At 54.9% G+C, this 22,535-nt stretch carries 14 protein-coding genes; 4 read left to right on the plus strand and 10 right to left on the minus strand.

Features of this window, described 5'->3' with window-relative positions; translation table 11 throughout:
- Positions 1-5: 5 nt before the first annotated feature.
- The 8 genes from R0137_RS13840 to cphA form a co-directional block, all read right to left on the minus strand.
- On the minus strand, positions 6-2,144 hold the full coding sequence (locus R0137_RS13840; RefSeq protein WP_407326993.1) for a 3-hydroxyacyl-CoA dehydrogenase NAD-binding domain-containing protein: 2,139 nt from the start codon (positions 2,142-2,144) through the stop codon (positions 6-8).
- Positions 2,145-2,170: 26 nt separating this feature from the next.
- Positions 2,171-3,379, minus strand: a complete 1,209-nt coding sequence (locus R0137_RS13845) for an acetyl-CoA C-acetyltransferase (RefSeq protein ID WP_407326994.1) — start codon at positions 3,377-3,379, stop codon at positions 2,171-2,173.
- 206 nt (positions 3,380-3,585) lie between these two features.
- Positions 3,586-4,425 carry an S-formylglutathione hydrolase gene (gene fghA, locus R0137_RS13850; protein ID WP_407326995.1) on the minus strand — a complete coding sequence of 280 codons (840 nt, stop codon included), beginning with the start codon at positions 4,423-4,425 and terminating at the stop codon, positions 3,586-3,588.
- A gap of 7 nt (positions 4,426-4,432) precedes the next feature.
- Positions 4,433-5,539: an S-(hydroxymethyl)glutathione dehydrogenase/class III alcohol dehydrogenase gene (locus tag R0137_RS13855; RefSeq protein WP_407326996.1), complete on the minus strand. Its 1,107-nt coding sequence runs from the start codon at positions 5,537-5,539 to the stop codon at positions 4,433-4,435.
- 63 nt (positions 5,540-5,602) lie between these two features.
- Complete coding sequence (locus tag R0137_RS13860; protein ID WP_407326997.1) at positions 5,603-6,907, minus strand: DEAD/DEAH box helicase; 1,305 nt, start codon at positions 6,905-6,907, stop codon at positions 5,603-5,605.
- Positions 6,908-7,085: 178 nt separating this feature from the next.
- Positions 7,086-8,228: an amidohydrolase family protein gene (locus R0137_RS13865; protein ID WP_407326998.1), complete on the minus strand. Its 1,143-nt coding sequence runs from the start codon at positions 8,226-8,228 to the stop codon at positions 7,086-7,088.
- Positions 8,228-9,937 carry a Mur ligase family protein gene (locus R0137_RS13870; RefSeq protein ID WP_407326999.1) on the minus strand — a complete coding sequence of 570 codons (1,710 nt, stop codon included), beginning with the start codon at positions 9,935-9,937 and terminating at the stop codon, positions 8,228-8,230. The genes R0137_RS13865 and R0137_RS13870 overlap by 1 nt, the downstream gene beginning before the upstream one ends.
- Entirely contained in the window at positions 9,927-12,713 is a 2,787-nt protein-coding gene (gene cphA / locus R0137_RS13875) for a cyanophycin synthetase (RefSeq protein ID WP_407327000.1), read from the minus strand. The genes R0137_RS13870 and cphA overlap by 11 nt, the downstream gene beginning before the upstream one ends.
- Positions 12,714-12,890: 177 nt before the next feature.
- Between cphA and R0137_RS13880 the strand changes: the two genes are divergently transcribed.
- The 4 genes from R0137_RS13880 to R0137_RS13895 all read left to right on the plus strand — a co-directional run bounded on the left by R0137_RS13880 (position 12,891) and on the right by R0137_RS13895 (position 17,939).
- Complete coding sequence (locus tag R0137_RS13880) at positions 12,891-15,017, plus strand: cyanophycinase (protein WP_407327001.1); 2,127 nt, start codon at positions 12,891-12,893, stop codon at positions 15,015-15,017.
- Positions 15,018-15,026: 9 nt separating this feature from the next.
- Positions 15,027-16,016, plus strand: coding sequence for an MDR family oxidoreductase (locus tag R0137_RS13885; RefSeq protein WP_407327002.1), 990 nt, complete (start codon positions 15,027-15,029; stop codon positions 16,014-16,016).
- Positions 16,017-16,038: 22 nt separating this feature from the next.
- Positions 16,039-17,400: a YjiH family protein gene (locus R0137_RS13890; RefSeq protein ID WP_407327003.1), complete on the plus strand. Its 1,362-nt coding sequence runs from the start codon at positions 16,039-16,041 to the stop codon at positions 17,398-17,400.
- 179 nt (positions 17,401-17,579) lie between these two features.
- On the plus strand, positions 17,580-17,939 hold the full coding sequence (locus tag R0137_RS13895) for a hypothetical protein (protein WP_407327004.1): 360 nt from the start codon (positions 17,580-17,582) through the stop codon (positions 17,937-17,939).
- Between the two features lie 121 nt (positions 17,940-18,060).
- On the opposite strand, the gene R0137_RS13900 is transcribed toward R0137_RS13895, so the two are convergent.
- Together R0137_RS13900 and R0137_RS13905 are read right to left on the minus strand one after the other, a co-directional pair.
- A complete protein-coding gene (locus R0137_RS13900) occupies positions 18,061-21,432 on the minus strand; it encodes a TonB-dependent receptor domain-containing protein (RefSeq protein ID WP_407327005.1) in 3,372 nt (1,123 codons plus the stop codon).
- Between the two features lie 254 nt (positions 21,433-21,686).
- Positions 21,687-22,526 carry a PhzF family phenazine biosynthesis protein gene (locus R0137_RS13905; RefSeq protein ID WP_407327006.1) on the minus strand — a complete coding sequence of 280 codons (840 nt, stop codon included), beginning with the start codon at positions 22,524-22,526 and terminating at the stop codon, positions 21,687-21,689.
- Between the last annotated feature and the right edge of the window lie 9 nt (positions 22,527-22,535).

A 22,535-nucleotide genomic window follows, 5' to 3' on the forward strand; every position in this document is an offset into this window, starting at 1 on the left:
GCTGCTTACGCAGCTTGCTTATCACTGCTAGCTGCTCGGTCGATAGCAATCTGTGGAGCTGCAAAACGCTCGCCATATGCCGCTGCAAGCTCGCCACAGCGATCGACGAAACGCTGATAGCCATAGGTCTCTACAAACTGGATCAGACCACCTGTCCAGACTGGCGCGCCGATCCCCATTATTGAGCCGATATTGCCATCCTCGTCAGAACGCAAGACGCCAGTTTCACGGCACTTTAATGCCTCAATAACCTGGCGGAACAACAAACGGTCCTTAATATCAGACTCTGAAAGGCAGACATCTGACTTGTAGTAAAGATCAAAGAGCGGAGGCCAGATAGCTTTGCTACCGTCCTCGTTGTACTCATAGAACCCACCACCGTGATGCCGACCGCCACGGCCATTCTCGACCACCATGGCGTCGATGACCTGTCGCATAACTGTGCCGTCGCCCCACTTGTCCACGACACCCATTTCTTTCCAGGTCTCCTGAGCTTTACGGGATAGCTCCATGCTCACTTCGTCAAAGACGTTAAGCGGGCCTACAGGCATACCAATACCCTTACCCATGTTATCGATGAGTACCGGATGTACACCTTCGCTGAGTAGACGTACACCTTCATCAAGGTAGGTACCGAAGGTTCGTGATGTAAAGAAGCCCAGCGAATCATTAACCACGATGGGGGTCTTTTTAATCTGCTGCGTGTAGTCGAAGGCTTTAGCCAGCGCTACATCGGAGGTTTTTTCACCAACAATGATCTCAACGAGGGGCATCTTGTCGACAGGAGAGAAAAAGTGGATTCCCACAAAATCCTCAGGCTTTGACGCGCCCTCTGCGAGCTGGGTAATAGGCAGTGTGGAGGTGTTCGACCCCCAAATGCCGCCTTCACACAGCTGCCCTTCCAATTGCGCCGTGATCTGGTGCTTGAGTTCGATATTCTCAAACACTGCCTCAATAATGAGATCACATCCTGCAAGATCATCATCGGTGGCGGTGGGCGTGATTCTGGCCAAAATCGCATCCCGCGCCTCGGCGCTCAAACGTCCGCGCTCAACTCGCTTGTCCAGAAGCTTCTGCGAATAGGCTTTGCCTTTTTCTGCGGCTTCAACACTGATGTCCTTCAAGATCACATCGATGCCGGCCATCGCGGAGACATAAGCGATGCCCTGCCCCATCATACCTGCGCCCAATACACCCAATTTTTCAGTCTTTTGTGGTGGCACATCCTTTGGACGACTGGCCCCCCCATTGACCTTGTTCAGACCAAAGAAGAAGGTGCTGATCATATTCTTGGCTTCTGGGGTAACCGTGAGCGCCGCAAGGCCTCGAGATTCCACCATCAGCGCTGTATCCAAGTCCAGACGCAAGGCCGATGCAGCGACGTCAAGAATCTTAGCCGGCGCTGGCAGCAGGCCCCGGGTCTTCTGAGTCAGCATCGCTGTCGCGCCGGTAACGGCTTGGACAACCTTGGGTGAAGTTATGCCACCGCCTGGGATTTTGTAGCCCTTCTCATCAAAGGGTTGAGTCACGGCGTCTGGATTCTCTTTGATCCAGGCTTTCGCTTTGCTCACCAAGTTATCTCTTTCTGCAACGAGCTCGTGAATCATGCCTGCATCAAGGGCCTGAACAGGCGCAACACGCTTACCTTCCAACAGGAACGGTGCAGCTTTCTCAAAGCCCAATAGCTTGGTCAGGCGAACGACTCCACCTCCGCCGGGCAGCAGACCGAGAGTCACTTCGGGCAGCCCTAGCTGCACAGACTTGTGATTCCACGCAATGCGATGATTACAAACCAGGCAAAGCTCGAAGCCACCGCCCAAAGCGGCACCATTAATCGCTGCCACCGTAGGTACGGGAAGTTTCTCAAAGCGACGTAGGATGCCTTTGGTGTGGACAAGACCGTCCATAAACTCGCCCAATCGGTCAGGAGTTACAGCCACCAAGTCGTTCAGATCACCACCCGCAAAGAACACTTTTTTGGCCGACGCGACCACGACGCCGCTCAATCCTTCCTCAGCCTCCAGCTTGTCGACCACGGCGCCAAAGTCCTCGCTGAACTCGGCATTCATTGCGTTCACGGGACCCGTCATATCCATTGTCACAGTAACAATGCCGTCGGCGTCTTTTTCGTAATGCATAGTCATAATATTCAATCCTTAGCGCGGAGCGCTTAAACCCGCTCGATGATCGTTGAGATACCCATGCCGCCGCCCACACAAAGACTCAGCATTCCTCGTCGTAAATCCCGACGCTCCAGCTCATCAAGCATGATGCTCACCAACATCGCGCCCGTTGCGCCCAGGGGATGCCCCATGGCTATAGCGCCACCGTTTACATTAGTGATCTCGTGATCGATGCCGAGGTCCTGCATGTAACGTAGAGCGACAGACGCAAAGGCCTCGTTGATCTCCCAAAGATCAATGTCTTCGTTCTTCATGCCCGCTTTCTCAAGACACTTCTTCGCAGCCGGACCAGGGCCCGTCAACATAATTACCGGGTCCGTAGACAGGACAGCTGTAGCGACAATACGCGCTCGCGGAGTTAAGCCCAGATCCTTTCCCGCTTTCTCACTACCGATGAGAACCGCACTGGAGCCGTCGACTATGCCAGAGGAGTTACCCGGTGTGTGTACATGATCGATATGATCCAGTACTGGGTATTTGCGCAAAATCACATCATCAAACCCAAACTGGCCGATCATCTCAAAAGAGGCATTTAGTCCACCCAATGTCTCTAATGTGGTACCCGGCTTGATGAAGTCGTCTTTCTCCAAAATAGTGAGCCCGGACTCATCACGCACGGGTACGACGGACTTATCGAAGTATCCGTTGTCGCGCGCGTGGGCGGCACGGCGCTGAGATTCCACCGCATAGCGATCTACGTCTTCACGACTCCACCCAGCGAGAGTGGCGATGGTATCTGCACCGATGCCCTGAGGAACAAATCCTGTCTTTGCCGCAAAGGCGGGATCAGAGCTCAAGGGGCCACCGTTGGATCCCATGGGCACTCGAGACATGGACTCGATACCACCCGCTACAACAAGATCCTCCCAACCAGATGCAACCTTCTGAGCCGCAATGTTTACTGCCTCAAGGCCAGAGGCACAGAATCGATCCAACTGTACGCCAGCAACAGATTCATCCCAGTCAGCGTTCTGCACGAGCATTTTGGCTATATCAGAGCCCTGCTCGCCGATGGGTGTTACACAACCCATAACCACGTCATCGACGTAACTCGTGTCCAAATCATGGCGTTCCTGCAGCGAACGCAGCAGGCCCGAGCCCAGATCCAGAGGCTTAACCTCGTGAAGGCTTCCTCCGGGCTTACCTTTGCTTCGAGGGGTGCGGACGGCGTCGTAAATAAAAGCGGAATGGGGCATCGTATAACTCCTGGATAAATTACCGGGGAACCGGATACTGACGGGGCTACCCCAGTCACTCAATGACCGGGGGATTTAGCAAAATAGACCGTAAATGACAGCCAAGTATCGGGCTTTGCAAAGACACGAAAGGGTTGATTTTCTCAGGCTGAGCTTTGTTCAGCCAACACCACCATGTCACAACTCAGTGGAGTATTAACGATGCCCTATCCAGCGCAATGCTGGGCATGGAACGCGATATGTTCATCCATAAAACTAGCGATGAAAAAGTAGCTGTGATCGTAACCATCATGCATGCGAATGGTGGAGGGATAGTCGCTATCCTTACAGGCTGACGCCAATAGAGGTGTCTTCAGCTGCGTTTCTAGAAAACTGTCGCCGGATCCCTGATCAACCAAGAGCGGAAGGCGCTCCGTGGAACGTCGAATTAGCTCGCAACTATCATACTGCGCCCAGAGGCTTCGATCCGCGCCCAAGTAAGCGGAAAATGCTTTCTCTCCCCAAGAGCAATGGAGAGGCGCGCAAATCGGCGCAAACGCCGACACACTTCGGAAGCGCGATGGGTTCTTGAGGGCGATGCTAAGCGCACCGTGTCCTCCCATGGAGTGCCCGAAAATACCCTGTCGCGAAAGATCTACGGAGTGCTCCTTGGCGACGAGCGACGGGAGCTCTTCCAGCACATAGTCATACATTTGATAGTGCTCAGCCCAGGGAGCCTGAGTAGCGTTGACATAAAAACCAGCGCCGAGGCCCAGATCCCAGCCACCGTCAGGATCATCGGCGATGCACTCTCCACGAGGGCTGGTATCTGGAGCGAGAATTGCGACCCCATACTCTGCAGCGGCACGTTGAGCACAGGCCTTCTGCACAAAGTTTTCGTCGGTGCAGGTAAGCCCGGACAGCCAGGTCAGTAACGGAACCGATCCAGCCGTCGCCTGGGGGGGAAGGAACAATGAGAAATGCATTTCGCAGTTGAGCACAGTGGAGTGGTGCTTAAACCGCAGTTGTTTCCCCCCAAAGCTGAGCGCTGTTGCTGCTTGTTCCATGAGGACCTCAGTACAAAACGACGGAGCGAATACTCTCGCCCGAGTGCATCAAATCAAAAGCTTTGTTGATGTCATCGAGAGGCATGGTGTGGGTGATCAAGTCGTCAATATTGATACGGCCATCCATGTACCAGTCGACTATGCGTGGCACGTCTGTCCGTCCACGCGCGCCACCAAACGCGGTGCCGCGCCAGCTGCGACCGGTCACCAGCTGAAAAGGTCGTGTCGAGATTTCTTTCCCCGCGCCAGCAACGCCCACGATGCAACTTTGTCCCCAACCCTTGTGACAGCTCTCAAGCGCCTGACGCATGACGTTCACATTGCCGATGCATTCGAAACTGTAGTCCACACCACCGCCCGTGATCTCCACGAGGTGGCCCACAATGTCATCAACTTCATTGGGATTAACAAACTCCGTCATACCAAACTGGCGTCCCAGTGCTTCACGCTCGGGGTTTAGATCAACGCCAATAATTCGCGAAGCACCCACCATCCGCGCACCCTGCACAACATTCAGACCGATACCGCCAAGACCAAACACTGCAACGGTCGCTCCTGCCTCCACATTCATTGTGAAAGCGACAGCACCGATTCCCGTTGTCACGCCGCAGCCGATGTAACAAATCTTCTCGAAGGGTGCGTCTTTGCGGACTTTTGCGAGAGAAATTTCCGGCAGAACGGTGTAGTTAGAAAAAGTTGAACACCCCATATAGTGCAACAGGGGTTTCCCATCCAAGGAGAAACGACTGCTGCCATCAGGCATAACGCCCTGACCCTGAGTCTCACGTATCGCCTGGCAAAGGTTAGTCTTGGGGTTTAAGCAAAAATCACACTCCCGACACTCGGGCGTGTAAAGAGGAATGACGTGATCTCCGGGCACCAGGCCCGTCACACCCGGTCCGGTCTCAACGACAACGCCGGCCCCCTCGTGACCGAGAATTGCGGGGAAAGCCCCTTCAGGATCATCGCCGGAGAGCGTAAAAGCATCGGTATGACACACGCCTGTCGCTTTTATCTCGACCAGAACTTCCCCTGCCTTGGGGCCCTCTAGGTCGACCTCCATAACCTCCAGAGGTTTTCCTGCCCCGAGAGCAACAGCCGCGCGTGTTTTCATAATGCTATCCCTTGAAATCTCTGCCATAAACCAATTTAAACATGCCTATGACCTCAGAAAAACTTAGCCCCTAGAGGCGGCCTTTTTGCGAACAGAAACCCTGCCGCCGCGCGCACTTGATGCCCCGCCTGTATCCCCGCGACGGCGTGAACCCGCAGCTGCTCTTTGCGATTTAGAGCGTGCGTCACTACTTCTAGGAGACCGGCGCTGCGCAGTATCCGGCGACGGCGGTGTGTCACTCGGCTCAAAACCAGGAACCTGGACTCGCGGAATATCTCTACGAATAAGGCGCTCGATTGCGCGCAAAAGCGGCTCATCCTCTGCCGACACCAATGAATGAGAACGCCCTGTTGACCCGGCTCTCCCCGTGCGACCGATGCGATGTACGTAGTCTTCGGGGACCGATGGAAGATCGAAATTCACAACCTCTGGCAGCTGTTCGATGTCCAGACCACGGGCGGCGATATCTGTCGCAATCAGTAACTGCAATTCACCGCTCTTAAAAGTATCCAGGGCACGCTGTCTCGCGTTCTGGCTCTTGTTTCCGTGAATAGGTGCAGCGGCGAAACCCGCGCTCACCACCTTCTTAGCTAGACGATTTGCACCGTGCTTGGTACGACAAAAAACCAAAGCCTGAGACCACTGCCCATCTCTTAGTAAGTGGATCAGCAGCTCACTCTTGCGCTCTCGATCCACTGGATAAGCCATTTGCTCCACCAACTCCGTCGCACTATTCGCTGGCGCAACGTCGACACTTTCCGGGTCTACAAGGTAGCTCGCCGCTAGCGATCGAATGTCCTTGGAGAAGGTTGCAGAGAACATGAGGGTCTGTCTATTGACCGGGAGCATGTCGATGATGCGCCGGATATCATGAATAAAGCCCATATCCAACATGCGGTCTGCTTCATCGAGAACCAGCACTTCGAGAGCAGAGAAATCCACCATTCCCTGTTGCGCCAGGTCGAGGAGACGGCCAGGGGTTGCAATGAGAACATCGACACCTTGCTTCAAAGCTGCGATTTGTGGATCAGCTTTTACACCACCAAACACGACGGCGCTGCGCAAATCCAGATACTGCCCATAGTCGAGCACTGACTGATGTATTTGCGACGCAAGCTCCCTAGTGGGTGTCAGCACCAGTGTGCGCACCTGACGAGACCGCGCCCCACCAACAAAAGCGAGACGCTGAAGAATAGGGAGTACGAACGCGGCGGTTTTACCGGTCCCGGTTTGTGCTGCCGCCAAAACATCACAGCCGTCAAGCACAAGAGGGATAGCTTTACTTTGTATTGGGGTGGGTTCTGTGTATCCGCGGTTGGTAACCGCTTTCACCAAGTCTGGTGAAAGGCCCAAGGCTTCAAAATCCATGTCAAACTATCCGTCAGCGGGTTTGTATTCAGTGCACCGGACAATAAGTCCAGCACTGTTTGCTGACGATGTTGACGCACGGTCAGCCGGTGCGATCACTCGATGATAAACGAAAAACCTATAGAAATCAGGCTCTGCCAAATACTGCCACTAATGCGCAGCTTCGGAGTGCGCAGGTCTAGCCGAGATAATTCCCGCCGCGAAGCAACCACTTGCCACTGGACATGAGGGAATCAACTTTATCTGCTGCTGGGTCCAATATCAGTAGATCTGCACGGCCGCCCACACTGATCTCGCCCGCCGTGTTGAGCTTTAGAGCCGATGCTGGATTGCGCGTCATGCCCGCAAGCGCAAGCTGAAACAAGTCGGGGTGATCAGCCAGCAATGACATCAGTAATTTCGGGAGCGAGTCGGGCGAAGCGGCGGTGAGCCCCTCAAGCTCACCGTCCACGTAGACAGGCAGCGACCCCCCAGCATCAGAAGACAGCGTTATTCTCTCAGCGGGAGCACCGGCCTCAAGCAAGCGCCTCAAAGCCTGATCGGCTGTAATATCGCCGGCGGCAATAAGCTCGGGAGTGGTGGAGACAGTGATATCCACAAAGCCGCCTTGCAGTGCCCAATCCGCAGCCTCATCCAACAAGGCCGTTGAGCGATTGACGTGGGTGGGATACAAAACGGATGGAGAGAGGTCACTGCCCTCGATGGCCTCTCGAAGGAGTGCTAGCCTTGAATCCCCAGCGCCCACGTGAATGAGCACCGTACCACCCTCGCCGGCGAGAATTCCGCCAAGCTGAGTCTCAGCCGCAAGACGCCGCAACTCTTGCGCTGTGGGCTGAGTGCCACGGTGGTCCGCTATCGCCACCTCGCCGACACCCACCACCGGTGCCACAAGATAAATATCACGGGCGATATCACCCGTGAGACTCGGAGCTGGCACACGATAGGCCCCGCTCAGCATATAGGCATTGAGTCCCTGACCGCGCATCCCCATAACATTGCCGTAGAGCACATCCAGAGAGCGGCCAATAGAGTCGGTACCCAAGGCGCCGACAGGCGCGGTTACCCCCGCACGCACAAAGGTTTCTACATCCATCTCCGCGGTACGATTCGCGAAACCGCCCTCACCCCCTCCGCCGCAGGGATGGGTAAGCGCATCGACAATCCCAGGAACCAGCAGTTTTCCCGTAGCGTCAATGCGCTCAGCATCGACGGTGAGGGATCCAGGCTGGACCATCGCCACCACCTCACCACCGGCCACAAGAACGTCAAGTTGCCCCCGGGAGTTGGGATCGAAGCACTCCGCGCCGCTAATCAAATACATCACTGGGTTCCTTTGGCGACGCGAGATTCGAGTAGCTCCCGAGTTTTATCGCGCTTTTCGTGAGACAGCAGTACAACAAGGTCGCCGGGCTGAGCCCAGCGAAGAGCTGCTCTCGCCGCATCGAGCTCTGTCTTTGTACTGCTAATTGATTTTGCGCTATGACCCTGCGCGACAAAGGCTCTCCGCATGAGGTCGGCCACTTCGCCTTCAGAGCGACCTCTGGCATGGCCATCCATGCGTTTGAGCCAGATGCGATCAAACCGCAGCGCTGAGGACGCATCAGCAAAAGCACGAATATCATCGTCGCCACGGTCTCCAGCCTGCCCGGTTATCAGCGCGCGGCGCTTGGCGGGAAGACCCTCAATCATCGGCATTAGGGCCTCAAGACCCGCAGGGTTATGAGCAAAGTCAACGAGAAAAGTCGCTCCCCCAACGGTATAGATATTCGCTCGGCCCGGGTTAGCCGCATTCGAAAGCGCACACAGGCCCTTGGCGATCGTCGGAAGATCAATTCCCAGCGCATGAGCGACCGCAGCAGCAGCCAAAGCGTTGGCAACGTTGTGTTTAGCGACACCGCCATAGCTAAGAGGCATTTTCTTTACCGATAGAAAACCAGTGACAACGTCACCATCAACGTATTCGAGGCGACCACGCCGCAGCGTAAAACCTATACCTCCTTTTGCGACATGCGCTTTAAACGCAGGCGCTGAGGGCGATAAAGAAAATAGGTATAGCGACGCATTGGAAGTTGAGGCGCGCGCCATTAAGAGCGGGTCCTCGGCATTCAGAACGAGGCGGGATTTCCCATCTAGCGCTGCAGTAACCGACCATTTAACATCCGCTAGATCCTCTACGGTTTCTACACCAAAATCTCCCAGATGATCCGCCGCAATATTGGTGATGAGCGCAACGTCCGCGCGCTCCACCGCCAGGCCTCGACGCAGGAGTCCTCCCCGCGCCGTCTCAAGCACTGCCAATTCGCAGCGTTGATCTCGTAGCACAATGCGCGCACCACCAGGACCCGCGTAATCATCCCGGTGAAGAAGCTCATCGCCCATTGCCAGCCAATCCGTAGAGCTAACGCCCGCAACCTTCCCAGCCGTCTTGGCGATAGAAGCGAGCAAACGAACAGTTGTGGTCTTACCATTTGTACCAGTAATGAGAACGGTGGGAACCGCTTTCAAGCGACGCCACTCCACGTCGTCAGGGTGAGGCAACTCAAACAAATCCCAACTTTGGCTATATTTCCCGGTACCCAGAGTTAATACATCTTCATCGAGAACGACCGGAGTTCTGTACTCACGTGCCGCTGCAAGGAGTCGCTGTAGTCGAGGACGCTCTTCTTCACGATACTCGGAGCGCAAAGCCCTCGCTGCGCGCACCAATAAATGCCGCTGACTGCCTTCGATCAAATCCCGGGCGGCTTCATACGCGGTTTCATTGAGCTCCGTGGCGGTATACAAACCATCTTCGGGCGCAGAGAGCGCGAGACTCACGCCGCCATCAAAGGGACGAACAGCCAGTTCCTCTTCGTCCCAATCCAGCTCTTCAAGCAAACGCTTTGCATGCAAACGCCAGGCGGCTATTAACAGCTCACGCTCTCGGTCTGCAACGGAGATATCCATAACCGCGCCGGGGCGCGGGAGCAAAAAATTCGCGCCGGTAAGACGTCTTGAATCAAGCAAACGCATAGAAATACTAGTCGTCACTCTCCCGGGCGATGCGCACGCCGCGCTCATCGCGAATCAACTCGAGATCATCAGAGAAAGAGAAACTGCCCACAAACTCTTCAGACACTTCAACCACGGGACGATCCCCCTGCTCGCTGACCACATCCTCACCCGGCTGGAAGTAAATAATCTGCTTCCAGGAACGAGTGACGTGATCGGCAAGAATCAATAGAAGATCGCCGCCCCGCGCCATTTCCAATGCCGCCTGATTCGCATCCTCTTCCCGCTCTATCACTTGGATCTTCTCTTCGGAAACACCGCTCTCTAGTAATCCACGCTTGAGTAAGCCGGGGACTTCTCCGGGTTCTCTGCCGCGCAAATTGTCATCACGGCGGCAGATATAGTGATCGAAGTGCCCTGCAGCGATACCGGCGACTTCTACAATGTCTTCGTCACGACGATCTCCGGGCATGGTTAACACCACGATCTTCCGCCCACCAATTTCATAGCGATCCACCACGTCACAAACCATCTTCACGGCTGCAGGGTTATGCGCGTAATCAAGAATCACTTTGAAAGGATGCTTATCGTAGACGTTTAAACGACCCGGAGACTGGAAGAAGGTGCTGTCGAAAGTTCGCAAACCCTGCCGGATGTTCTCTAGATCGATATCCATATGATAGGCAAGTGCAGCCGCGAACATGGCATTCTGCACATTGTGTAAAGCACGCCCTTCCAACGTGGCTGGAATCAAATGAGTCCATAACAGCGGAATATTATGTCCCTGCTCGTCATAGAGAGTAATCATGCCGCCGTTGATACCCTGCTCAAGTACCAACGCAGTACCACCAGCCTTAATGTGTTCTCGCACCAACTGATGGGAGCGATTCATCGTCACATAGCAGAGTTTCTCTGCGGTGCAGTGATCCGCCATTTGCAAACAATGGACGTCGTCGGCATTTAGCACCGCAGCGTCACGAGCCACTTCGACAACTACGCGCTTAACCTCTGCGAGATCCTCAAGGGTGTCGACACCCTTGAGTCCTAGATGGTCAGCTGCAATATTCAGACAGGCAGAGACATTTGCCCGTTGATAGCCAAGGCCGCTGCGTAGAATACCTCCGCGCGCCGTTTCCATGACCGCAGCGTTTACCGAAGGGTCCCGCAAAACGATCTGCGCCGCAGTGGGGCCTGTCATATCGCCAGCTACGGTTAAACGACCATCAATGTAAACACCATCGGTACTTGTTTGGCCGACCGTTAATCCCGACATCTTCAGGATGTGGGCCAACATCCGAGAGGTCGTTGTTTTACCGTTTGTACCCGTAATAGCAGCGATGGGGATCGAGGATGGGCTACCTTTGGGAAACAGCATGTCGATAACCGGGCCCGCCACATTGCGAGGCTCTCCCTCCGACGGTGCCACGTGCATTCGAAAACCAGGTGCCGCATTGCACTCACAGATACCGCCGCCAACCTCGCCGTAGGAACGAGTAATGTCAGTGGTAATAAAATCCACACCACCCACATCTAAACCCAACGCCAGGATGGCTCGCTCCGCCATACTCTTATTATCAGGGTGAATCACATCGGTTACGTCAACCGAGGTCCCCCCGGTGCTGAGGTTCGCTGTTGGCTGGAGATAAACAATCGCACCGTCTTCAGGAACACTGTCCCTAGCCATTCCCGACTGCGCCAGCATACGATCAGCGGCAGCATCAAGTGAAATGCGAGTGAGCACTTTCTCGTGACCGACCCCACGGAGCGGGTCTTCATTCACTTTGGCAACCAAGGCTTCTACGGTAGATTCGCCATCACCCACAACATGCGCTGGCACACGCTTGGCAGCTGCTACCAGCTGTCCGCCAACGACCAGTAAACGGTGATCCAGTCCTTGGAGGAAGGTCTCAACAATAACGCCGTCGCTATGCTCTTTCGCCTTATCGTAGGCTTTTTCGACTTGCTCTTCATTTTGAATATCCGTAGTTACCCCGCGGCCGTGGTTAGCGTTTAGTGGCTTGAGAACCACGGGATAACCAATACGCTCGGCAGCCGCAATCGCTCGTCGCAGGCGATAAACCAGCGCCTGTCTTGGCACAGGCAACCCCAGGTCACCGAGAATCCGGTTGGTCTCGTCTTTCTCCGAGGCAAGCTCTACGGCGATGTGTGGCGTAGCGCTGGTAATTGTCGCTTGCAGACGCTGCTGGTATCGACCGTGGCCCAACTGAATCAGGCTATGCTCGTTCAATCGGATCCAGGGAACCCCACGAGCCTCCGCTTCTTTGACTAGCGAGTGCGTACTTGGTCCAAGGGAGCGAGACTGGCATGCGCGAATAAACTGATCACGCTCTTCGGCGAAATCAAAGTCATCCGGTGCGTCCGACGGCCGCAGATCTTTGGGCAGTAATGAGTGGAGTAGATCCAATCCCAGCTTCCCCGCCTCTATACCGGCAAACTCTTCCTCAAATTCGAAGACCATGTCGTAAACACCGGCCTCGTCCGTAGAGCGCGTTTTCCCGAAGGAAACGTCATAACCCGCAATACCCTGTAGTTCGAGAACCATATGTTCGAGTACGTGACCCAGCCAGGTACCCTCGTCTTCCAGCATGCGACGAATCAAACCACCAGGCTCTCTATATGAACAGCCGTGGTCAGCGAGACCCGGCAATGCTTCAACAAGCGCCTCCACAAAATCCCTACCCAGACGCGCGGTTGGCCACTCTTCAAGGACACCGAGATCCACCGTATGGCGGATTACCGGAAAAAGCGCATAGACATTCGGGCCACGGTACACGCTGGTATCGAGGAACTGCATGATGAAACTCCGATTTGTTCTGGGAACTCCCTACTCTACCCGCGAAAGAGACTGCTTAAAAGCCGATGAGAGTCGCTAATTTCCAACACTTTAGTGATAATGAGCGCCAATTTGTGAACTTTCGACCGCCCATCTCAGAGAAACGCTTTGACGCCTGACAACTCAAAGAAACCTCGTTTGGACAGCTCGCGCGCGCTGGGTTCCCTCGCGCTCATCGGCGGTCGATTCGAGGCGGATAACACGGCGCTATTCAAAGCACTGCATGGACGCTGCGACGGCCGTATTGCCATCTGTTCTATGGCCTCGGGTTACCCCGAAGAGGTTGGAGCAGGCACCGTCGAAGAATTTCGTGCGCAAGGCTTTTACGCCGAACTCATACCAATCTTTTACGAAACCCGAGATCAGTCGGCCTTCGACACACGGCTCATAGAACGGCTTCAGGCCTTCGGCAGCGTGTTCTTCACTGGCGGCGATCAATCGAGAATCGTGGGAACCCTCGTTCAGGATGGAAGAGAAACTCCCGCACTAGTCGCCATCCGAGATCTTTACGCCAAGGGCGGGCTGATTGCCGGCAGCTCTGCCGGGGCGGCCATCATGTCGGGACCTATGATCCTCGGGGGTACCTCGCTCAATGCTATCAGTCGCGGCATCGACACCAGAGAATCCGCAGAAGATGACTTCGACGCTTTTCGCCTCGGCAAAGGGCTCGGTTTTTTTGACTGGGGCATGGTTGATCAGCATTTCCTCCAGCGCGGTCGCGTGGGTCGCCTCATTAAAGCTGCGGAGCTATCCGGAGAGTCCCTCGCCTTTGGTATCGATGAAAACAGCGCGCTGATCGTACAGGGCACCCATGGAGAGGTTGTCGGCGAGACCGGCATATTGTTTATTGATCTTCGCAAAGCGAGCTTTGGAGATCAGGACTTCGCTGTGCGAAACGCCCGAGTGTCGTTTCTTGATGATGGCGATACTATAGACCTGCAACGGGGCAAAGCCATACCAGCCGCCGACAAGCGTCGTGCTCGTGTAGGACGTGCCTCTTATCGCTCCCCTGCTCCCGTGCGTCGCAATGCTTTCGCCAGCTATGGCCTCCACGATTTAATGCTGCGCCTTGTAGAAAGCGACCCGGCGTTTTATCACAAGGACAGTTCCAGCGCTTTTGATGCGCAGTACGGAAATCAAGTCACCCTCCACGTGCAACGACGCCCTCGCCGTTCCCGTGCTTTGCGAGCCGTGCGTAACGGTGAAATCCGCTACACGGCACTCAATTTCAACCTCGACATTCACAGTGCGCCACTGGATGTTTGCCCCCTGAACGAAAGCACGCAGGTTCTGCGGCCAGATCCAGCACCCCAGGCGCGTCTTGTGATGCTGGGCAGCACACCTATCAACTGGAACTACGCAGCACGACAAGCGCTGTTAAACGAACTCCAGGAGCCGGTAGGTGTCCTAGCCACGGCCTCAGGCGAGCCGACAGCGATGGCTGAGCGCTACCTCGATTGGTTAGCCAGCGAAAACGTACAGGCGGAGCTGCTGCCTATTTCACTCCACAATATCGAGCGAGCGAGCCGCGACCGTGCCCTGCTCAAAACCATTGATCGCATGGGAAGCCTGTTATTCACCGGTGGCGACCAACGACGGCTAACCGAAGCCTTGCTCCATTGCGCCGAAGCAACCCCCGTTCTACACAGCATTGTGACAGCCTATGAGCGAGGCACCCCCTTGTTAGCGGTAGCTGCGTCTGCCAGCGCATTGGGAACTCAAATGATCGCCGAGGGCGATAGTGTGGCCGCCTGGCGTTATGGCAGCTCAGAGGACGCCAGCTTCTCGGGCGTTGTTGTAGAGCGAGGCATCGGACTGACGCGACTGGGACTAGTGGATCAAAACTTTATTCGCAGGCACCGCTTAGGCCGGCTTCTCATGGCCTGCTCGGCTCAACAACAGCGCTTTGGCTTCGGCTTGTGCGAAGGCGCGGGCATGATTGTTCACGGCAACGAGCATGAAATCGAGGCCATCGGTAGCAACGGCGTTATAGTCGTTGAGCTTGATTTGGATCGCGTTCGGCTGGCTCCCAAGGTCCCAGACCCCTCAGGCCTGCGACTGTATCTCTTGGAACCGGGACAACGTGTTCGGCTAGAAGACTTGGCCGGCGCTACTGCCGATAGTTCCGCAGCAGCTACCGCTCTATTGCGAGAAGCACTCGACGATCTGGCGCGCGATTATCATGATGCCTTGGGAGATACCGAGCTCTCCTTCAACACTCCCCGCTGGCTACAAACTCTCGCCCGCCCGGAAAACCTTCACTAAGGAATCACCATGTCTGACAGTTTTAAGGCCCTCGTCGCCCGCAAGGAAGAGACGCTCTCCTGCAGTTACGAAACGCTCACTCTTGACGATCTTGATGCGGGTGACGTCACCGTCGCAGTCGACTACTCCACGCTCAACTTCAAAGACGGTCTGGCCATAACCGGTGCAGCACCCATTGCCCAGAAGCACCCTCTGGTTTTGGGCATTGATTATTCAGGCACCGTTACTGAGTCGGCGCACGCCAATTTCGCCCCAGGAGACCGAGTGGTCATGAACGGCTATGGTGCATCGGAGTATCTCCATGGGGGTTATGCGGAGCGAGCGAGAGTCAGTGGTGAGTTTTTAGTAAAACTACCCGAGTCGATTTCGAATGCGCAGGCTATGGCTATTGGTACTGCTGGCTACACGGCAATGCTGAGCGTCATGGGACTACAAGCGAATGGACCGGCACCAGGAGACGGCCCCATTCTCGTCACCGGTGCGGCGGGCGGTGTGGGCACCGTTGCTATTACTCTCCTCGCGGACCTGGGTTACGAAGTTGTTGCGTCGACGGGCCGTGCAAATGAAAGCGATTTCTTAATGTCCTTGGGCGCAACGGGAATTCTCGATCGCGCTGAACTGTCCGAGAGAGGAAAACCGCTCCAGAAGGAGCTTTGGGCCGGGGTCGTTGACTGCGTAGGAAGCCATACCCTTGCCAACGCCATCGCACAGACGCGTTACGACGGCGTCGTCACTGCCTGCGGCCTCGCTCAGGGCGCTGACCTCCCTGCTACAGTTATGCCCTTCATTCTTAGAAACGTGCGTCTCCAAGGTGTGGATTCGGTTCAGGCACCCATGGCCCGCCGCCTGGTAGCCTGGGAACGTCTGGCAAAGGAGTTGGACATCAATAAACTGGAGGCATTGTCCTTTGATTTACACTTCAGTGAAGTCCTGTCTCGAGCCCCCGACATCCTTGCTGGGAAAATTCGTGGGCGAGCCGTGGTGGATCTATCACGCTAACGCGAACTAGGGTTCACCAACAATGAGCGAAGCCTCCGCCAAGAACGCCGAGATCGCCAGCTTGCGGCGATTCCTCCTACCCTCTCTTATCGGTGCCGCAGTTTTCCTCTGCCCTATTTTTTATGACGGGGCATGGACGATACTGTTGGGGGTTGCTGCAGACTCTCTCAAAGAAGCCGTCGGGAGCGCCATGCCCGTGCTGCTACTTTCGATCGTCACGGCATCGGCGGTTCTTAGTGTCGCCGGTGCGATAAATCCGAGTCTTAAATCCCGGTATCGTGCACACGGTGTTACCCGAGTCTTTGATGTCCCTTTGTTTTGGCTGAGCCTACGGCTGCTGGGTACGATCTGTGCGTGGCTCATTGTTTTCAAACTAGGACCCGAGTTCATCTGGAATGAGTACACAGGGGCCGTCGCACTGTTCTCACTGGGTGGAACTATTGTCACGATATTTCTGTGCGCGTCATTTTTACTGCCTATGCTCACGGACTACGGCTTGATGGAGTTCGTCGGCACGCTATTGCAACCGGTTTTTCGGCGCCTGTTCACGCTACCAGGGCGCGCCGCGATCGACGCTCTGGCCAGTTGGCTGGCAGCTGCAGCGGTGGGCGTACTCATTACCATCAGTCAGTACGAGCGAGGCCACTACACCCGTCGCGAAGCGATTGTCATCGCGACGAACTTCTCCATCACCAGCCTACCGTTTTGTTTGTTTGTTATTGAATTCATCGGGCTGCGCGAACACTTTTTCGCCGTGTACGGCACCATTGTCGCTATCGGTCTTTGTTGTGCGATCCTGCTACCACGCTTGCCACCACTGCGCGGTATACAGCCGCTGCCCAGCGACAACAGCGCCGTTTCCGCCGGTGAGGATAACGAGGGAAGGCCACTTTTTTTGAGGGCGTTGTTAGCGGCCCGAAGGCGTGCCGCCTCAGGACCGGACCTCAAAGAGTACCTCGCAGCATCAGCGCAGCACGTCATGGATATCTGGATGGGCCTCGTCCCTTTGGTGATCCTCATCGGCACCCTGGGACTGGCGGTTGCCGAGTTTACGCCGATCATGCAAACCCTTTCAGCACCCCTCATTCCGATCTTGGAATGGAGTGGCCTTCCCGACGCGGCCGCCGCTGCCCCCACGTTTTTAGTGGGCTTTCTAGACATGTTTCTGCCGGCTGCTATTGGTCAAGGCGTTGAGAGCGAGCTCACCCGATTTGTTATTGCCGCTGTTTCGCTCACACAACTTATCTATCTTTCTGAGGTAGGCTCGCTGCTTCTAAGAAGCGCACTCAAGGTTAATGTGCTTATGCTACTGGGGGTGTTCACGATGCGTACAGTGATTGGGTTTCCTATTGCGGTAGTAGCAGCGAAGTTCTTCATGGGCTAATACCGCGCCTTTCCAAAGAAAAACCTTTCTCAACCATTATAGAACGCCTCCCAGTTAACCGTTTATTAAGGGGACCCGCCATCAAGACTCATCATCACATCGTCGCTGCGACAGCTGAGATTCCCACTACCCGCCAGAGACTACTCACTCGCTACCTCATTGCGCTGCTTGCGGACCTTGTGGTCATCAATCTGTTTGCTGAATACTGGTCACGGGTAACCATAGACAGCTTCAGCACTTCACTCATTGCCGCCGTGCTCTTACAGCTACTTCTGCAAGCGACGTTGGCGCTAGAGCACCGAGTCGGAGGCTGGTTTGACGACCGGAGCGGTTTCCATTGGAGTTTCCTCCGGTACTTCAGCGCTTGGCTAATTCTCTTTGGATCGAAGTTCGTGATGTTGGGCGCCGTAGATCGAGTCCTCGGCGAAGGCATTCACTTTGCCGGTGCCATGCACGGAGTCGTAGCGTTCATTCTGGTCGTTGTGGGCATGCTCGCTGCGGAAGAACTGGTGACGCGCATCTACCGGCGATTGGCTTAAGTAAAGGCCATTAGATAACCGCGCTCTCTGAGCATCCAATCTACAAAGCACTATCTGTTGGGCAAAAAAAAGCCGCCTACATTTGTAGGCGGCTGGTTTTTTGCCATGTCAGAGCGCTGCTTTAGAAGCCACCGAACACCATGTTAAATCCGAGGTAGACGTAAGTACCACGGGCACTCGCGGGGTAACCGCGGTTGGTGATGAATGGCTGCTCGTCGGTCAGATTACGTACACCGCCAAAGACGCTCATAGTTTCCTTGATGGCGAAGGTAGCGGCAATATCATGCTGCCAGTATTCGTCCTGTACTACAGAATCGCCATACAACTCTTCGAAAGTGTCAATCTCGACAAAGGCGAGCAATTGCTCGTCCTGGTACTGAGTCTGCCACTGGACAGTCAAGTCCTTCCAGTACCAGTTCAGCCAGATATTACCCGCAAGCTCTGGTCGGTTAACTTCGCCGAGCTCCACATCAACCACCGAGGAATCCAGAGGATCCGAGAAGCGGTTTAGCTCGTTTACGTAGGTTCCGCCAACCGATGCTTTAAAGCCGTGCTCTCCGAGGGAGAAGTCATAGCTCGCCTGGAAGTCGATACCGTCTGACTCAAGGTTGGCAAAGTTAATCGGAGAAACCTGAAGGAAGTTAAAGCCACCGAACTGTACCGAGGAAGAGTTCGAGTTTCGCGAGAACTGACTGCAAAAGGCTTCGTTCAAAGAAGTGCCCTGATAGCAAGCGTCCACGATGTTCTGCGAAGTTACTTCTTCAATGGCGTCTTCAATTTCGATAGACCAGTAGTCAACAGTTACCGTGAGGCCATCAAGGAACGTAGGCTGGAAAACCACACCGATGGTGTAGGTGTCTGCCGTCTCTTCCTGTAGGTCCTGGTTACCGCCCTGCGTACCACCAAACGATGCAGACAGAGGATCTGCGTAAACGTAGTTACCCTCTGCATCGAAAGGGTTCAAGCCAAAGGTTGCAAAGTCCGCCACACAGTTCGCCTGGGTTTGCGCGCCAATAGAGCCAGACAAGGCTGCAATCTGAGCGGCATCACAGGGATCGATGGGACGGAAGTTTGTACCTGTTGTTGGAGCAAACAGTTCGTTGATATTTGGAGCACGAACCGCCTGTGAAACAGTGGCTCGGAATCGAATATCTTCAATGGGTGTCCATGACAGACCAGTCTTCCAGGTATAAGCCTCTCCGATGGTGCTGTAATCCGACGCGCGAACCGCGGCGTCAAAAACCAGAGACTCCGCGAAGGGGGTACCCGAAAGAAGTGGGACGTTAACTTCGAAGAACACATCAGTTACGTCGTACTCACCGACCTCGTTGCTGTTAGAAAGCGCGGGGCGGAATAGCAAGTTGCTGTTGCCACTTACGTCGGACAGTTGAGTGCCTTCCGGGAACGGAGCCCCTTCGGGGATGATGCCCAGCGCATAGGAGTCAAAGGATGTCTCAGACTCTTCTTTTCGATACTCCACACCGGCCGCAAAGGAGACAGCGCCTGCAGGCAACTCAAACCAGTCGGCCGAATCGCCAGTGACTACAGCCGAGAAGACTGTTTGCTCAAGGGTTGCACCCTCGGTAGTCGCTCGAGTTACAAAGTCCACAGCTTCCGGTGTAATACCCGTTTCACCCGCCCAAATATTCAGCGGCACACATTGCCCGTCCCCCGGGGTGAAGGAGTAGTAACCTGGATCGAACACTGGGATATCGAAAGGTGTCGCAACTACCGGCGCATTGGGATCCACAGATGAGCGACATGTAGCCTCGCCCGTCGCTGGATCAGCAACCGCATCAATGGCCGCCAGAAAGCGATCAACAATCACTTCGTTGCTGCGATCGATAGTCTGCTCAAACTTACCGTAAACAGCCGACACATCGTAAGTCCAGCCATTGGAGAAGGTGCCTTCCAAGCCGCCTACGAAGCGGAAAGTCTCACGCTCGGTAATACGCTCGGTGGGTCCAAGACCGATAGGGTCAATAGTAATCGCCACGCCGCCCAACTCCTCGGCGACAGGTTGGATAAACGCAGGTAGGAACGGGTTATCAGGTGCACCGAACAACAAATCCCAGAAGGACTGAGGACGCACCTGATTTTCGTTTTCCTGCCAACCGTACTTAAACTCGCCGTAGGCAGTCATGTTCTCATTCAGGTCAAAGTGGCCAACCATGTTGAAGGTGACCTTGTCTTCCGGGGTAATCAGATAGCTGTTTGCCTGCTGAATGGTGTTGAGGGAATCTCCACCGAAACCCTGGAAGTTGCCCGCAACCCGACCGTCTTGTACCGGCGCATAACCTCCGTTTTGATCAACGTTCCAGCAACCTCCCACGACACCGAAGGATGCAGCACCGAACACAGAGTTATAGCCCGTGAAGGAATCCTGACAGTCGTTGCGGCCGTTGTTATCGAGGTCAATGGGGACATCGGGGTCAAACCCGCCAAAGGTGTAGGGATTACCCGGGATAATGTATCCGTAGCCCGAAGTGAAGGGAAAACTGCGACCCAATTCAACGGCACGTTGTGGAGCACTGCCCGCCTGCGCGAAGAGCGCCTCTTCCGCCGCGGTGATGGCTGGAGCCATCCCAAACTCAGCTTGATAATCCGCAATAAAGTCAGCCTGTGTTGGGATAGGCAAACCAAAGTCTGTCAGTCCCGTGTTGGCGTAGTTGAAGTACTGCTGGAAGTTTGGCGTATCACCCGTGATATCGCCCTGCTGGAAACGCAGATCGGGGTTGACCCAATCCCGGCCTGTTCCGGTTAGTAGGCCGTCAGCGCCACGCTCGCCTGCCTCAAGTCCCTCATCCGTTCGGTAGTCAAGGGTAACGGCAACGTTACCTCGACCATTACTAAAATTCTTACCCCACAGTGCCGATATAGCGGATTGACCAGCATCAGCCTCACTGGACATACCAGTCTGAAGGTCAATTTCAAAACCTTCGTAATCGTCCTTGAGAATGAAGTTAACAACACCAGTCACGGCGTCAGCACCATACACGGCCGATGCTCCACCGGTCAGTACTTCAACACGCTCAATAAGCTTCATAGGCAAAGAGCCCACATCCACGGCCTGCGTGCCCGCCGCGCCAGCCACGTGGCGTCGCCCATCGACTAGTACTAGCGTTCGTGCGGCGCCCAAACCACGCAAGTTGAGCGTGTTGGTTCCATCTGCGACTTCCGCCCCCTGGTTACCGTCAAGAGAGTTTTCTGAAGTATTCGACGAAAACAGTGCGGGGATGTCGTTGATCACGTCTGTGATGTTGAACTCACCCGAAATCGCAATGTCTTCAGCGTTAACACTGGTCACTGGCTGCGACGCAATCGCATTCGGGTCACCGGCAATACGTGAACCGGTAACAACCACTTCTTCTAGTTGGATATCTTCGCTGTCTTGCGCAAACACGCTGGTAGATGTGGCGGCGGTAAGTGAAGCTACCGCTGCTGCAACACTAAGACTGAGTACAGAGCGACTCTTCTGACAGTGCTTCCTCATTGTGCAAACCCCTCCCTCGGGATAATAACGCTGACCATCCATATGTTTGGATTTAGTCAGTTTGTGAAGTGCCTTGCGGGAACTTGCCGCTAGTAAACACTATCGCAAGGGCAATGCAAAGACGTCTGGAAGGTAAAATTTGCGGTTTCGGGGGCTTGAGAGGTTAAATTATCTAATGGCTCGGGATAGCCCTCCAGGCTTGGATCGTTCGAAAAAACCAAGTTTGGCAAAGAGTTAAAGCCAAGGCCTGGTATTTAGAAGGTTGCCCTGCCGTGGATACAGGTCATTGTCTGCCCCCCTATCCACACTGTGTCTTGGTCACCAATGACCTGAATCCGTCCAGCTCTACCTATTACCGTCCCCTGAGATGCCACATAGTTGTTAGGGGCTCGTCCTTCTCGAATTAACCACTGGGCGATGCTGGCATTGAGGCTACCGGTCACAGGATCCTCAGGGACACCGAGAGAAGGCACGAATGCTCTCACCTCAAAGTCAGTCTCCGCACTTTCGGGATAAGCACCGACCAAACCTAGACAGGCATCACCGAGTCCATACATATCGGGATCGGCATCGAGCACACGCTGAGCTGAATCGAGCTGCAACGCACACCAGCCCGGTCCATTGTCGACCCATTGATGCGCAACAAGCGCCTCCCCAGGCAATTTTAAAGCCGTCATTAATCGCTGAAGAAATTCGGGCTCCAATGCGCCCGAGCGCAGTACAGGTGGAGCCGCAAAAGCCAGCCCTTGATCGCTGCGGCGTATGCGAACCAAACCGGCCTCGCACTCCTGCATAACTACCTGACTATCCCTTGCTTCGCCCCCCGCCTCTAGCCAGGCATGACAGCTGCCCAGAGTTGGATGCCCAGCAAATGGCAGCTCACCCGCGGGGGTGAATATTCTCAATCGGTAGTCCGCCTCCATGTTCGTTGGAGTGAGGAGGAATGTGGTTTCGGATAGGTTGGTCCAGCGTGCAAAGCACGCCATCTGATCCACTGACAGAACATCCGCATCATGAACCACCGCAACAGGGTTTCCACGGTAGGCTTCACTGGAGAACACATCTACCTGAGAGAAATTTAACGAAGTACTCATGGATTTATA

It is taken from the genome of Congregibacter brevis (assembly GCF_045689245.1).
GTDB classification, from domain to species: Bacteria; Pseudomonadota; Gammaproteobacteria; order Pseudomonadales; family Halieaceae; genus Congregibacter; species Congregibacter brevis.